Genomic DNA, 13,384 nt, shown 5'->3' with positions numbered 1-13,384 from the left:
GCCTGGACTTGCGGGCTTCACGATTCACCCAGCCCTGTGCGGCTCTTCTTTCTCATGTAGCGGTCCGAACGGGGCGATCATGATGGCTGACGAGGCCGTATGGCTACGTGGCCTGGATCGCGTCTGCGGGGATCTCGAAGACGGTCACAAGGCCGTCGTGCTCGTTACCCTGCTTGCCGACGCGTGTGAAACCGAAGCCCGCGATGGTGGCCAGGGAGGCGTTGTTGTCAGACTTGATGCGGGCCCGCACGGTTTTGACATCTGGTTCGGCGGCGGCCCTGGCGAGCAGTGCCGTCAGCATGGCGCGGGCATAGCCCTGGCGGCGGCAGCCGGGCACGACGGTGAAGCCGACCTCGATCATGCCCATCTCGTTGGGTGGTCCGTGGAAACCGGCGTCACCGACGACGACACCGTCCGGCTCGGACACTGCGGCCCGTGTGGTCCAGGCCGCGGCAGAGGGGTCTTCGGCGAGCTGGTTGGCGCGGTAGCCGAAGATCCAGCGGGCTCGGTCGCTGACGAAGTGTTCGTCAAGGGCGATCCCGGCCTCGGCGCTACCGCCGGCCAGGTCGCCGTCGGCAAGAGCCCGCAGCGCGTTTGCGTTGAGCTCGACGAAGCGGACGCGTCTGGGGGTGAAGGGTGCGTTATTCATCGGGGAGATGGTCGCTCGGCGTCGGATGGCTGTCCATCGCTTTACGGCTCGGCGGCGGCCCTGCTGATCAGATTGTGTGGCCAGGGCGAGAGCGGCCACAGGTTGTGCGCGAGCCGTTCGTGCAGGGCCTCGCGTGGGGGAGCCGTCAGACCTGCTGGCGGCACATGCCTCCCGGTGTCCGATCTGGGACTACCGGGCCGGTTCGGTTGAACTGGGCTGGGCGATCGGACAGCTCCGTCACTGTCTTCAGGCGTGTGTTCCGTTTGACGAAGTGATCGCTTTTCCAGCGAGCGCCGCTACGGGGTGACTGACGGGGACTCTTCCTCCGGCGCGGCCATGACCAAGCCGAAGCTCACGGCCTCGATCCCAATGCGCTGGAGGGAGGCCCAACGGTCGAGCTGGTCGCAGGCCCAGGCGGGGTCATACGCCGCGGTGGGCAACTGGGGTATGCGCTTGCGGCCAGTGGCGTCGAGTCGGTAGGGAACGTCGAAGGCCGTGTTCCAGCCGTCCAGTTTCGCGGCAAAACGCTCTTCCGCTTCCCCTGGACCGAGCTCCAGGTACTGGGCAATCTCCGCCCAGGAACTGCCCCGCTCGCGTTCGTAGATCACAGCCGAGGCCAGAGCGCGCTCCGCGAGCTCGATGAGCTGAAATGCCTGGCTGACCCGCCCCCCGGGACCGGTGTCAGGGTCGTTCTCGGTGGCGACCAAGCCGGCGGCGCCTTCCGCCACGTCCGTGGCGTGATCGCAAAGGACCAGGCGTGCCAGCGCCTGGCGGGTGAATCGGGCACGGTCGGCGTCGTAAGGGGTTGTCTCAGTCACCCCCACAGCTTCCCAGGCTGTATCCGCGGCGAGTACCGATTTCCGTTGATGAAGATCTCGAATTTTGGCTGTCACCGCTCTTCCGTGATGACTACGGCTCAATGTGGTGCGGCGCCTGCTGTTGGATGGCCCGATGGAACTCATTGCGGCTGAGCTGTTCACGGTTCCAGGCAACGATGCGGTTGTCCGTCTGCCCCCACGTCACTTCCCGGGGGTGCTGATCCAGGGTGACTCGCTGTCGATCATCCGTGGCGACGTTGCTGAAATCGTGGAGGCCTGCGCTCAGGGCCACGTCGATGATGCCCACGAGGCTGCCACCCTCCTCCTGGCCAACTTCGACGAACTGCTGGCCCGTTACGAGAGTGCGTTGGAGGCTCACGGCGTCCAGCGCCCCTACGGATCGCGACCGTAGGGGCTGGCAGGCCGGATCGGTTGGTCGCGGCACATCTTCTCTATGGGGCCGTGTGAGCTGTCGGACGTCCTGTTTCCGGGGACCGAGCTGAGGATCGAGAGGTTGTACCTGGCCGGCCGCACCCTGTTTGTGGGGGCGGTTGGGTGCTCGTCCGACTTCAAGTGAGGCGGTTCCTGCGTGACGTGCCGATGTGCCGTCGACGGACCTTCGTTGAGCAGGTCCAAGGTTTCACGAGGTCACACAGTCAGTCGTCGGTGGCCATGCGTGACCTTGTCCGTTTCGTGGCCCTGGAGCTGGGGGTAGCCCGGGGGAACGCCTCTGTCGACGGCTGGCATTGTCCGGCCGACGGACATCGCTCATCCGTCTGCTGTCGGCGCCGGTGGCGCCGGCCCGGGCTCCGCGGGTCCTGGCGTGTTCCTCAATGGCTCACCGACGCCAGCCGGCTCCTCGGCGAGGTTCGTCAGCGTGCATTCGGTGGGACGGTTCAGACAGTCCGCAGATACGTGGCGACTCTTTGAGCCGGCCCTGCCGTTCCCGCGCCGGCACCGATTCCAAGCCCCCGCGAGATCACGTCCTGGATCATGCGTCGCGGTGAGGCGTTGAGTAGAGACGGCGAGGCCTGTCTGGCCTGCCCGGACGTCGCACGTGCCCGCGAGGTCGCGCAGCGGTACGCCGCCCCGGTCCGCGAACGCACAGGCCATTTGCTGCCCGACTGGATCAGAGAAGTGGAGCGTGACGCACCTCAGCCGATCCGCGGGTCGCCCGGTTCAGTAAGTTCGACATTGATGCCGTCACCGCGCGCCTGACCTTGCAATACAGCTCCGGGGTCGTAGAAGGCCACGTCAACCCGGGTCAAGACGATCAAGCAGCAGATGTACGGCCGAGCCTCGTTCCACGTGCTGAGAGCCCGAATCCTCATTCAGCCGTTGTCAGCCACCTGGGCGGGCAGGATCGGGCTGCCTTGTATTCCGGCCCAGTTGCTCGGGTGCGGCTGGTTGGTGGTGATCACCAGTGTGGTGCTGGGAGTCCGGGCGTGCTCGACCGCCTAGGTAAGGGGTGACCGGACCAGTCCTCGGTCGTAGGCCGGCCGTCCGCGGAGTCGCCACCGGTAGGTGGTGCCGTCCACGGTGATGAGCCGCGATCCCTTTTTGACCAGTGCCATGTCCACATCCTTTCCTATGTGACAGTAGTGAACGGCGGCTGATCGAGTCGTGCCGATTCCCCTGGGCCGGTGTCAGTTTCTGCGCATGGGATCACGTCCCGGCTTGCTGCCGGGATGGTGGGGTCGTGCGGCCTCGGGGGTGGCCAGCAGGGCGACGATGGTGACGGGCTTGTCGCAGTGCGGGCAGTTTCGGACGGCCGTGGGCGCGCGTGGCGTCGGGTCTGGCGGCGCTGGCGTTGACCTGGAATGACGTCCAGCAGATGGGGCACTCCCGGAACTCAACCAGCACGTCCGGTCACCCCTTTGCGGAGGTTGTCGGAGTGGGACTGGTGCGAGCGCGGGCGCGGGCGGTAGGGCGGGCCATCGCTGCCGACCACGCCAGCGCGGTGGAGCAGCCGGTCGAGCATCGCAGCGGCAACGGTAGCGTCGCCGAAGGCGCCTGCGCAGTCGGCAAAGTGGTCCGGCAGGTCCCGGGTTTTTTCGACTCGGGCCTCGAACGCGCCTTCGGTGCCGGGGCCGGCTGAGTCGGACGGTTCGGTCGTTGGGAGACCGCGCCTGCCACCGCGGCGTTTTTCCACGTCCTCAGGGTTCGGTGTGGCGCGTCCAGGTGTGGGGGCCGTGCCAGTCCAGGCACAAGACGGTGGCGTCATCGCGCGGGGGCCGGCCGTCGTAGGCGTCGCTGACCGCGCCGACCAGGGTGCGCACGACTTCGCGGGGATGCTCGGTGGCGGTCTTGCGGAGAAGAGCGGGCAGGTCGACTGCTTCTGCTTCGCGTTCTTGCATGCCGTCGGTGTGGAGGAGAAGGCGGTCACCAGGTTGCAGGTCGAGGTCCTGGACCTGGTAGAGACCCTGGTGGTGGGCGACGCCGAAGGGCAGGTTCACGGTCAGGCGCAGTTCGTCGACCGCCCCGTCGCGCAGCCGCAGCCGCAGCGGCCGGGGGTGGCCGGCGTTGACGAGCTGGGCGCCGCTTCCGTCGAGGGCGATGCGCAGGAGCTGGCCGGTGACAAAGGTCCGGGGCCCGTGGTCGAGGAGAGCTTGATGAGCCTGGCGCGCCTGCTCGGCGAGGTCGCATCCTGCGCGGCGGGCGCCGCTGGGAGGCGTTGACCAGGAGGGTGGCCATGAGGGAGGCCTGGACGTCGTGGCCCATGGCGTCGGTGACGGACAGGTGCAAGGTGTTGTTGTCGAGGCTGTAGTCGTAGGTGTCGCCCGCGATGGTGGCGGCCGGAACCAGGGCTCCGGCGAGCGTGAACTCGGGGGCCTCGCAGGAGGCGGCCGAGGGAAGGAGCTGGCGCTGGATCTCGGCGGCGACGCTGACGGTGGTGGTGCGGTTGCCCCAGTGGTAGAGGTCGGTGAAACGCCGGTCGGTGACGATGATGTACGCCAGCGCGTGCGCAGCCTGCTCCACCTGCGCCAGAACGTCCGGGGTGGCCTCGGTGAGGAACAGCTCCAGGACGCCGATCGTGTCGCCGCGGTTGGTGACCGGGGCGAGGACCCGCTGCCCCAGGCCGCCCTCGGCAGCTGGTGCCTGCACCAGCCTCTGGCTGCGCAGGACCTCGTCGTAGACGCCGCTCCCTGAGAGCGGGACCTGTTCGGCGCGCTCTTCCGGACCGGTCGCGGCCGTGTCGTGGACCCGCAGCAGACGCCGGCCGACGACGTCGACGAACAGGAACGACACGTATCGCGCGTGGAACCGGTCGCGCAGATTGCGTGCCACGACATCGAGGGAGTCCACCGGCGCGGCGGCCTCCGCGGCCGCCAGCACCTCGGCCAGACCGATTCGATCATGAGCCATGTCAGCCTCCATAGGTTACGCACTGTCTTCCCGCCGACACCGCAAGAATCACCCTCTGCACATGTGGGACAGCCTCGTTCTGTACTCCGTCCTCGTGCCGCCCTTCGGTTGCACAGACCGGCGCCTCGTCGTCCGAGCCCGTACGACACGACGAGCGGCACCCCGCGGCTGCGGTCCTGGCCGGCGTCCTGGCCCCGCCGGTACGCCTGCGTTGTCGGGCGCCCTCGTCGACGCCGGGGCTGGACCCGCGCTTTGGAGAGCCGGATCGGCGGAAGGGCGATGTGCCACGGACCGGGCCCCCGGCGGGGGAGGCCATCGACGGGCGGCGCTGCCCTGGGGCCGCACTGCCGGGTGGGGTCCGGCGTCATCCTCGCCGGCCGCGCCATCCCTGCCGCCCACACCGTGGAAGCGCCCGGCGCCGTGGCCGTCCGCGTGCGCCGCCAACGCCCCGCGCGGTGGTTTGTGAGGCGCGCGGTGAGCGCGCCGGAGAAGCCGCGAGCAACAGTGTCAGGGTCGTGCTGAGGTACGCGCCGAAGGTGAAGGGCGAGGGTCAGCACGCGGGCAAGTACGTCGCCTTCACGTCCTTCCCGCTGCCGAAGTAGCCGTAACGCGGTAACGGCGTAACGCCGTAACGCGGTAACCATGGAACGGGCACCCCTCACGCCGAGGGGTGCCCGTTCCGCACAGGAGGTTGATCATGGCGCGCTCGCGCGAGGTCTACTACTACGACCACCCCCCGGCCGACTTCGGGCTCAGCGGCCTGGCCGACAGGCTGTGCGCCCGTGCAACGCTGCGGCTCGACGGGCCGACGGTGCTCGCCCTCGCCAGCGCGGCGGCCGAGGACGAGGACGACCAGCTCGGCCGGGACGTACGGCTGCTGCTGGACTCCCCCTTGCCGGACGAGGTGCTCGGCGCGGTGTGGCTGGCGGCCGTACGACGCTGCTTCGACCCGGCCGAGGAGGGCACGGAGCCGCGGGCGTGGCTGCGCCGCGTCGCGGAAGTGTGCCCTCCGCGCACGTCCGAGCGGAACCCTTACGAGGTGGCGTCCCTCGACGCGGTGCGGCCGACGGTGCCGGAAGGGGAGCTGCGGACGACCGTCTCGGCGGAGATCGAGGCGGCCGCTGCCGGGCTCGAAAGCTCCGTCGCCGTGCCGGGAATCGTCCCGGCGCTGTTGCGGGTCGTGCACGAGGCGGACGCCGATCTCGGATTCCGGCTCTTCCTGCGGGCGGCGAAGGCGTACTCCGTCCCGGTCGCCAAGGACCAGTACGACCGGCTGGTGGCGATCGGCGATCTGCTGGCCTACCCCGGGGTCGTCGTCCACGAGGAGCTGCATGTGCGGTGGCCTCCGATCGACCCGGGCCGGCGCGACCTGGGGTCCGGACAGTTCGGCCTGCCGCACCTGGCGGCCGTGCTCAACGGTTCGGACTGGCAGCTCAGGGGCACCGTGCGGGAGAACACGGAGAGCGCCGTCCGCGCCGACGTCGGGCAAACGCCCGGCACGCAGGCGGCGGTCCTGCTTGAGGACGCGCAGCGGCTGCTCGCGTCGGCGCTGTCCGGCGCGGACGTCACCGCTGTGTGGCGAGCCGCCGCGGCGCGGTCGTGGTACACCGGCGAGGACGAGTTCGACGCCGACGGGCGGGCCTGGTTGGAGCAGGTTGCCCAGGTGTGCCGGAAGCACCTGACGGAGGTCGACCCCGTCTACCGGCCCGTCGTGTCCCCCGCCCGGACGGACCTGACGGAAACCGTGCTGCGGGAGGTCCGCGAGGCCGCACGCGCCGACGCGATCGAGAAGCGGGGCGGGGCGCGGGCACTGGAGGACGTGGTCACCACCGTCGACCCGGACCTGGGCTTCCGTATCCTCCTCCAGATCCTCTCCACGTACGACATCCCCGTCACCGACGCCCAGAACATCCGCTACGGGGCAATCGCCGAACAGCTCGGAATCAGCGCGGACGAACTCGCCGACTGGCTGCCCCGCCGACTCCACTGACAGGTCGCGGCAGCTGGAACCGCTAAGCCGCAAGCGCGCCTCGGGAGTGCACGGCCGCGCCCGAGGCGATGTACCGGCCCCAGACCCTCTACGCGGCCGCCCTCGGCCGAACCGCCCGCACGCCCGGAGGGCCCTCCCCCCGCCCGGTCGGCCGGTGCGCGCGCGGCACGGCGAGCGGCGGACGCGGGAGGAAACCAGACAAGGCGGAGCCTTGTGATGGACATGGTCGATCTCGTCCTGTTGCCTGTGCCCGCCGAGAGCATGGGGGGCGAACAGACATGGCGAAGACAGGACGTCCACAGGGGGCTCCGAGGGGTCGTTCGCAGGCGGCCAACGAGTTGGCCGGGCTGCTGCGGGACGTGACACGGGGCATGACGGTGAGGGAACTCGCCCAGCGCTTCGGGGCCGGCAGAACGGCCTGGAGCGAATACCGGTCCGGCGCCCGGGTGATCCCGCTCGGGCGCCTCGGCATCGTGGTCGAGGACCGCGTCCGTGATCCCCGCCGCAGGAGAGAGCTCCTGGCCCGGGCCCGGTGGCTGCACGGTCAGGCGCTCACGGCGCAGGCCGAGGCGGAGGCGGCGGCCACGGTGCCGCGCGGGCTCGAGGACGCGCTCCGCCGGGCGCAGAACGACCTCGCAGCGTCAGGGCAACTCGTGGAGGGGCTGCTGGTGCTGATGACGATGCTCCAGGAACAAGCCAAAGTCGCCCCGCCGGACCGTCCGGACCCGCCGGACCGGCCGGAGGACGACGGTGCGGAGCCCGCCCGTAAGGACTCCGCCGCTGCGGCCTCCGGGCCCCTGCGGTTCCGGCCGGACCAGGCGCTCGACCAGCTGATCGCTGCCCGGGAGGCCCGGAAAGCCGTACGGCAGGCGGTCGCCGAGGCCCGCTCCCAGGGCGATGCCGCCCGTCGGGACCTCCGGCTCCCGGCCTTGGCGGCTCCGGACCAGCCGCCACGGGTTGACGGCGGGGGCGACGCCCTGCCCGCGGCCACGGCGGACCGGGCCCTGTCCGTCGAACTGGCCCGGCTGCACAGCCTGGTGGAGCAGCAACGCGAGGACGCGCACTGGCTCTGGGAACGCACGCGGGCCGGCCGGGAGCCCTCCGGTACCGTCCAGGCGGTCGTTCTCGAACGGCTCGACAGGCTTCCCGCGGTCCCGGCCAGGGCCCCGCTCCCCGTCCCCGTGCCGCCGCAGCGCCTGCGGACCGGCAGGTCCCTGCTCGCGGCGCTGGCGGCCTGCACCGTCCTCGCCGTCGTCGCGGCGGCCCTCGCCGGGGTCCTCGTCGGACGGCAGCGCACGGTGCCCGTGAACGGCGCGACGCAGGCGCGGACCCACTCCCGCCCCGTAGCCCCGCGCGCTGCCCCGACGCCGTCCGCGTCACCCACGCCGTCCCCGACACCGAGCGGCACCGCCTCGCCCGTACCGTCGGGGCCGCCCTTCTCGGCGCCGCAGCCTTCGCCCTCCACGGCGGGTCCCACCCCGGGTCCCACCGCCCCTGCGCCCCCGCCCGCGCAGCAGTCCCCGGGCAGTGCCTACGCCGTCTCGCCGGACCACCGCAGCGTCCTGCGGTGGACCGCCCGCGACGGCGCCTGGAAGGTGATCGGCCCCGCGGCCGACCAGGTCTACGCCGGGTCCGCCGGGGTCTTCACCACCAGCCCCGGTGACGGCCGCATCTTCAAGCACGATGAGGCTTCCAGCTCCTGGTCCCAGATCGGAGCCCCGGGCGAGCAGTTTGTCGTGGCGGGCGAGAGCCTCTACGCGATCACCGAGCAGCGGAACGCGGTGATGCGGTGGACCGGCCTGGGAGCGGAGTGGGTCCCCATCGGCGGCGCGGCCACCCGGCTGTACGCGGGCGGCGCCGGGCTCTTCGCGACCAACCCGGACACGGGCGGCCTGTTCCGCTACGCCGGGTACGGCTTCACATGGCTGGAGGCGGGCGGACCCGGCGCCGACTTCGCCGTCGGCCCCGACTACGTCGCCCGGATCTCCGTTGACGGCAAGGAGATCTGGCAGGCCAACGCCAAGGGCAGCAACTGGCGCCCGATCGGCGGCCCGGCCCGGAACCTGTATGCGGGCGGCGCCGGGCTCTTCGCCGTCGACGCCGCCACCGGGCAGATCCTCAAGTACGACGGGGCGCCGGGTTCGTGGAGCCCCATCGGTACCGCGGGCGTCAGCCTCGCCGTGGGCTCCGACTCCGTCTACCGCGTCGACAGTCGGCTCGAGGTCTCCCGCTGGACGGGCAGCGGTACGCAATGGACATCGCTGGGCCTCTCGGCCGGCTCCATCGCCGCGTCAGGCTGAGCGCGTTGTCCGGCGGACAACCGCGTTGTCCGCCGACCGCACCGCCTGCGAACTGCGCGAACGCCATCAGGTCCGGGCGGCCAACCGAGCCCGGCGCGAGTCTTCGTGGTGGGAGCGGTGCCGACTGGGCGCCGCCTCCCGAGCCGGCCCGGTCCGTACGGGATCCACCGCGTGGACCGGACCTGCTCGCCCCGACGACGATGGGAGACTTCGTGTCCTCGTTTCGCACACGCCTGACGGCGGTGGGTATGGCGCTCCTCGGCGCAGTGGCCCTCGCGGGCCCGGCAGACGCGAGCATCCGCTCCGCAGCTTCCGCCTCCGCCACGAGCGACCGCGCACACGCCGACTTCTCGGCACAGGCCCGGGCCGCGGGTCTGGACGACGGCCGGGCGGCGGAACTCCAGCGCCAGATCGACACCGAACTGGCCACCACGGGCGGCCGGCAGGTGGCCGCGAACAAGATCGACCTCGACGGCAAGGGCGTCCTGATCCTGCCCCTGCCCGGCGAGAAGCGCGCCCGGGACCTGAACGCCCAGGGTGCCACGGGGGCGTTCGCCGAGCCCTGCGCGCGGGGCTGGGTGTGCCTGTACCCCCAGCCCAACTACGAAGGCAAGATGTGGGGGCTGTACGACTGCTACAAGGTCGCCACCGGGTACACCGGCACCGGCTCCTGGTACAACAACCAGCCCTCCAACTACCACGTGAAGTTCTACGGCCACGACGGCAACCTCGGCTGGACCTCCCCCGGCGGCCCCGTCGGTGACCCGAACGCGCCCTGGGACTGGGTCGGCTATGTGAAGCCCTGCTGACAGCGAGCGCACGCATACGCCTACACGCCTGAGGCGTAGAGGGCTCTCCGGCTCGGTGGGGACCACCCGACTTCTCCCACCGAGACCGGAAGGCCCTCCTCCGGCCCGTGCCTGGGCCGGAACGCCTAGGCAGTTTCGTTGAGATCCCTGGCGCGTTGTGGGCGCGGATCGAGCCGTGCCCGTACCTGGCCGGACTCCGTACCGCTGACCGCACCGGCGCACTGGCCGGAGCGCACCCGCGCGCCCGCACACCGGGTGCGCGGAGCCGGTTCGCTCACCATCCGTGTAGCAGGGCGTACCAGGCGCCCAAGGCGCTGTTCGACGGGGGCGGGGCGCATCTGCCCAGCCAGCGGGGGGTCGAGAACGCCCTGGAAAGATGAGGACGGACCTCGCTGTTCAGCGGCGGGAACCAGGGCGGCTGATACCTGTCGTCTCTGGTTCTGCGGCGTCTCGTATTGTCCGCGGCGAGATGGCCGCAGCTCCGGACAATCGTCTGAGCTGCCGCGTCGACTCGCTCGGCAGGCGGAGGCCGGCGCCGAGGACGGCGAAGCTTCCGTCGCGGCTGTAGCGGGCGAAAGCCGCCAGCATGGTCGGAAGGGAGACCAGCAGCGAGAGGCTTCCGGCGGTCTTGATGCCCTCGCCGAACAGCAGCACGATCGTCGGGATCAGCAGCTCACCGCCAGCGACGCGACGCCCATGATCGCGGCGACCACTCCAATGCCGAAGCCGACGGCGAGGTCAACGTCTCCGCCTGCTCGTTCGGACCGACCACACCCAAGGTCGACGAATGGGTCGACTTCAAAGCCGCCGCCCACGCCAGCGCCGTCGGCAAGGCCCTGCTTTCCCAGCTCACCTTCGCCCAGCGCATGGACCACCTGTCCCGACACCGGCCCGCGCGCCTGACTTCCCGGACCATCACCGACCCCAAGAGGCTGTTAAAGGCACTGGACGGCTCGGGACCGCTCTCCGCACAGTTCGACCTCTTGGAGTACTCCACACGCGAACTGTGCGTCGCGGTTCCCTTCGGGCTGCAGGGTAAAGCCAGCTGCTGCCTGGCCCTTTCCCTGCCACGTGCCCAGGAGCACCGTCTCGTCCAGGCAGCCGAGATCCTCTCCACCCGCTCGACAGCAGTGGGTAGCCGCAGCAGAAGGGGCCTCGCGAATCTTCCTGCGGTCCCGGTTCCGCGTCGGTCTCGGCTGGGCAAGCCGGCCCGGGAAAGGTGGGAAATCAGCGATGCGTCCTAAGTTCCCATGAGGATCCACCGGCACTCGCACGCGGTTCGCGCCGCCGTCGCTGCGGCGCGAACCCTGGCCCTCCCGGGTAGAGCCTGCCTGCCCCACCTTCAGGCGAGGGAGAGTTAGCGCGCCGGCCGGCCGTCCAGGGCCGAGCGCTCGGGCGCCGCTGGGGGTTAGCCAGTCCGCGGAGCGTGCTGGGGTGTGGGGTCGGTATCGAGGAGAGCCCAAAGGCGTCGGCCGTCTTCTCCGGTATCGGCGCCGCAGCTGACGACGGTGCGTACGGCCGTGAGTTCACCGAGGAGGACTTCGTCGCCGGACCCGTCGGCGGCGTGATGGCTGAGGACCATCACCAGGACCCGCTGCTCCTGGTCGGCAAGGTGAACGCTGACACGCCGGCCTCCGTCGGCGACAGCCACACCGACCAACCGGCGCACGACCTCCTCGAGGTCCGCGGCCTCCAGGCGCGCGTATCCCCAGCCGCGCACGATCGACAGCGCCTGGTCGACGGCCTTCTTCGCGGCCCACTGATCGGAGCGGTGCGTCAGAGCTGCCGTGCGCCGGTTGCGGACCGCCATCCGCACCCGCCCCTGCCCGACCACGCCCTTGGGCTTCGTCGCGGGCTGCGGCCGCGGAGCCTCCACCGGCTTCTTCTGCGGCGGCGGCGACTTCGGCGGATACGACGGAGGCAGCTTCGGGCCCCGCGCCTCGACGGCATCGTTCATTCAGACCACGCTACGCCTGCGCAGGCAACCGCGGTACAGGACCAGCAGAATGACCTTTCATCAGGAATAACAGGGTTGACGGACAATCAGACGGAATACGGGTGGCCTGAGTCGCGAGCTTTACCTCATGGACCTGTTCGAGCAAGGCGGCCACCCTCCCGAAACTGTGCGAGTCAGGGCATCGGATGCCGTCTCCAGACACCTCCCTCCTCTCCGGGGGAGGCGGCCAGAAAGGGCTCCAACACGTAGTCGTCGACGTAGGCCCAGGGATCTACGGAGACAGTCCAGGCTGAGGCAGCGGTCGCGGGCGACGGCCAGGCTCTGGCGCAGGGGCGGCCTCAACCCGGAGTGTTCTTCCGGCCCTTTTCGCTGTACGGATGGAAGACTGGTGCCGACAGGGCGAAACATTCTAGGGAAGGCAGCGTGCCATGGAGACCGAAATGCCTTCCCAGGCGGCCACTCGGAGTGAACGCAACCCGCCGGTGGGTGCGGGTTTGGATTTCTTGTGGCTGGAGTTGACGAACCGCTGCAACCTACAGTGCGTTCACTGCTATACGGAGTCTGGCCCGCAGACCGGAGACATTGATCGACTGACCGCGGCCGACTACCTGTCAGTAATGACTCAAGCGTACGATCTGGGCTGCCGTAAGATGCAGTTCATCGGTGGCGAGCCCACGCTCAACCCCGACTTCCAGCGCTTGCTTGAGGCATCCAAGGAAATCGGATTCGAGTTCGTCGAGGTGTTCACCAACCTCACCCATCTCGACGAGAAGACAGTACAGTTCGCCCGCAGCGCCAAAATTCACTTCGCAACATCGGTGTATTCTGACAAGCCCGATGTGCATGAGGCTGTAACCAGGAACAGGGCGAGTCACGCTCGAACCATTGGAAATCTCAAACGCCTCGTCGATAATGACATCGTGACCCGGGCTGCGGTGATCCAAATTGATCAGGTTCCGTCGGACATCGAAAACACGAAGCGTTTTCTCACCGACCTCGGCGTGCGGCACGTCCGATCGTCGTACGTGCGTGCCTTCGGGCGTGGAGAGGACCTGGGGTCGCGGCCACCACAGATGTCGGAGTTGTGTGGCCACTGTTGGTCCGGGCGGCTTTGTGTCGCTCCTGATGGTGAGGTATTTCCGTGTGTGATGGCACGGCAGTGGTCCGTCGGCAACATCCTTGACACCACGTTGGCTAGCATCGTGCACGGTGTTGCGCTGAGGGAGATCCGCGCGACGATCCATGAAACGGTGTGGCTCCCCAAGCGCGCGGCGGGACGGACCACGGATGGTCACGCTGCCGAGGGCGAGCCGCATAAGGGTGATGAGACCGAGTCTCCGGACGAAGGTGAAAAGGATCCCGCCTGTCCGCAGAGTTGTGAGCCGTGCCCGCAAAGCTGTACGCCCAACTGCGACCCTAGCGTGGAAGTGGTGGAGCCGTGTCCGCAGAGTTGTGAGCCGTGCCCGCAAAGCTGTACGCCCAACTGCGACCCTAG

General features: G+C 69.6%; 14 protein-coding genes and 1 pseudogene. 7 read left to right on the top strand and 8 right to left on the bottom strand.

Annotated features, from left to right (window positions below):
• Window positions 1–103 precede the first annotated feature (103 nt).
• Both ACFWBF_RS28565 and ACFWBF_RS28560 read right to left on the bottom strand, forming a co-directional pair.
• On the bottom strand, window positions 104–649 hold the full coding sequence (locus ACFWBF_RS28565; protein WP_385606937.1) for a GNAT family N-acetyltransferase: 546 nt from the start codon (window positions 647–649) through the stop codon (window positions 104–106).
• 296 nt (window positions 650–945) lie between these two features.
• Entirely contained in the window at window positions 946–1,467 is a 522-nt protein-coding gene (locus tag ACFWBF_RS28560) for a hypothetical protein (protein WP_385606935.1), read from the bottom strand.
• 133 nt (window positions 1,468–1,600) lie between these two features.
• On the opposite strand from ACFWBF_RS28560, the gene ACFWBF_RS28555 reads away from it, so the two are divergent.
• A complete protein-coding gene (locus ACFWBF_RS28555; protein WP_385606934.1) occupies window positions 1,601–1,879 on the top strand; it encodes a DUF6959 family protein in 279 nt (92 codons plus the stop codon).
• A 742-nt stretch (window positions 1,880–2,621) separates the two neighbouring features.
• On the opposite strand, the gene ACFWBF_RS28550 is transcribed toward ACFWBF_RS28555, so the two are convergent.
• Together ACFWBF_RS28550 and ACFWBF_RS28545 are read right to left on the bottom strand one after the other, a co-directional pair.
• Window positions 2,622–2,744, bottom strand: a complete 123-nt coding sequence (locus tag ACFWBF_RS28550) for a hypothetical protein (protein ID WP_385606932.1) — start codon at window positions 2,742–2,744, stop codon at window positions 2,622–2,624.
• 575 nt (window positions 2,745–3,319) lie between these two features.
• Entirely contained in the window at window positions 3,320–3,448 is a 129-nt protein-coding gene (locus ACFWBF_RS28545) for a hypothetical protein (RefSeq protein WP_385606963.1), read from the bottom strand.
• Here ACFWBF_RS28545 and ACFWBF_RS28540 point away from each other — a divergent pair.
• Window positions 3,428–3,565 carry a hypothetical protein gene (locus tag ACFWBF_RS28540; protein ID WP_385606965.1) on the top strand — a complete coding sequence of 46 codons (138 nt, stop codon included), beginning with the start codon at window positions 3,428–3,430 and terminating at the stop codon, window positions 3,563–3,565. The genes ACFWBF_RS28545 and ACFWBF_RS28540 overlap by 21 nt on opposite strands.
• A 58-nt stretch (window positions 3,566–3,623) precedes the next feature.
• Here ACFWBF_RS28540 and ACFWBF_RS28535 read toward each other — a convergent pair.
• Window positions 3,624–4,833: pseudogene (locus ACFWBF_RS28535) on the bottom strand (PP2C family protein-serine/threonine phosphatase).
• A gap of 697 nt (window positions 4,834–5,530) precedes the next feature.
• Between ACFWBF_RS28535 and ACFWBF_RS28530 the strand changes: the two are divergent.
• From ACFWBF_RS28530 to ACFWBF_RS28520, 3 genes are all read left to right on the top strand, one after another.
• Window positions 5,531–6,823 (top strand): hypothetical protein, encoded by a 1,293-nt coding sequence (locus tag ACFWBF_RS28530; protein WP_385606930.1) that lies wholly within the window; start codon window positions 5,531–5,533, stop codon window positions 6,821–6,823.
• A 359-nt stretch (window positions 6,824–7,182) separates the two neighbouring features.
• Entirely contained in the window at window positions 7,183–9,123 is a 1,941-nt protein-coding gene (locus ACFWBF_RS28525; protein ID WP_385606929.1) for a hypothetical protein, read from the top strand.
• A gap of 212 nt (window positions 9,124–9,335) precedes the next feature.
• Window positions 9,336–9,932 carry a peptidase inhibitor family I36 protein gene (locus ACFWBF_RS28520; protein ID WP_385606927.1) on the top strand — a complete coding sequence of 199 codons (597 nt, stop codon included), beginning with the start codon at window positions 9,336–9,338 and terminating at the stop codon, window positions 9,930–9,932.
• Window positions 9,933–10,328: 396 nt separating this feature from the next.
• On the opposite strand, the gene ACFWBF_RS28515 is transcribed toward ACFWBF_RS28520, so the two are convergent.
• Together ACFWBF_RS28515 and ACFWBF_RS28510 are read right to left on the bottom strand one after the other, a co-directional pair.
• Entirely contained in the window at window positions 10,329–10,586 is a 258-nt protein-coding gene (locus ACFWBF_RS28515) for a hypothetical protein (protein WP_385606925.1), read from the bottom strand.
• An 11-nt stretch (window positions 10,587–10,597) separates the two neighbouring features.
• Complete coding sequence (locus ACFWBF_RS28510) at window positions 10,598–10,819, bottom strand: hypothetical protein (RefSeq protein ID WP_385606924.1); 222 nt, start codon at window positions 10,817–10,819, stop codon at window positions 10,598–10,600.
• Between ACFWBF_RS28510 and ACFWBF_RS28505 the strand changes: the two genes are divergently transcribed.
• Window positions 10,769–11,176, top strand: coding sequence for a hypothetical protein (locus ACFWBF_RS28505; RefSeq protein WP_385606961.1), 408 nt, complete (start codon window positions 10,769–10,771; stop codon window positions 11,174–11,176). The genes ACFWBF_RS28510 and ACFWBF_RS28505 overlap by 51 nt on opposite strands.
• Window positions 11,177–11,340: 164 nt before the next feature.
• Here ACFWBF_RS28505 and ACFWBF_RS28500 read toward each other — a convergent pair whose 3' ends face one another.
• A complete protein-coding gene (locus ACFWBF_RS28500; protein ID WP_385606922.1) occupies window positions 11,341–11,889 on the bottom strand; it encodes a hypothetical protein in 549 nt (182 codons plus the stop codon).
• A gap of 428 nt (window positions 11,890–12,317) precedes the next feature.
• Here ACFWBF_RS28500 and ACFWBF_RS28495 point away from each other — a divergent pair.
• Window positions 12,318–13,384 (top strand): radical SAM protein (locus tag ACFWBF_RS28495; protein WP_385606921.1); only part of this gene is annotated, 1,067 nt, incomplete at its 3' end.

Source organism: Streptomyces sp. NPDC060028, from assembly GCF_042736725.1.
In the GTDB taxonomy this organism is placed as follows: domain Bacteria; phylum Actinomycetota; class Actinomycetes; order Streptomycetales; family Streptomycetaceae; genus Streptomyces.
Note: the sequence above shows the minus strand (reverse complement) of the source record. Positions and strands in the feature narration are given on the sequence as shown.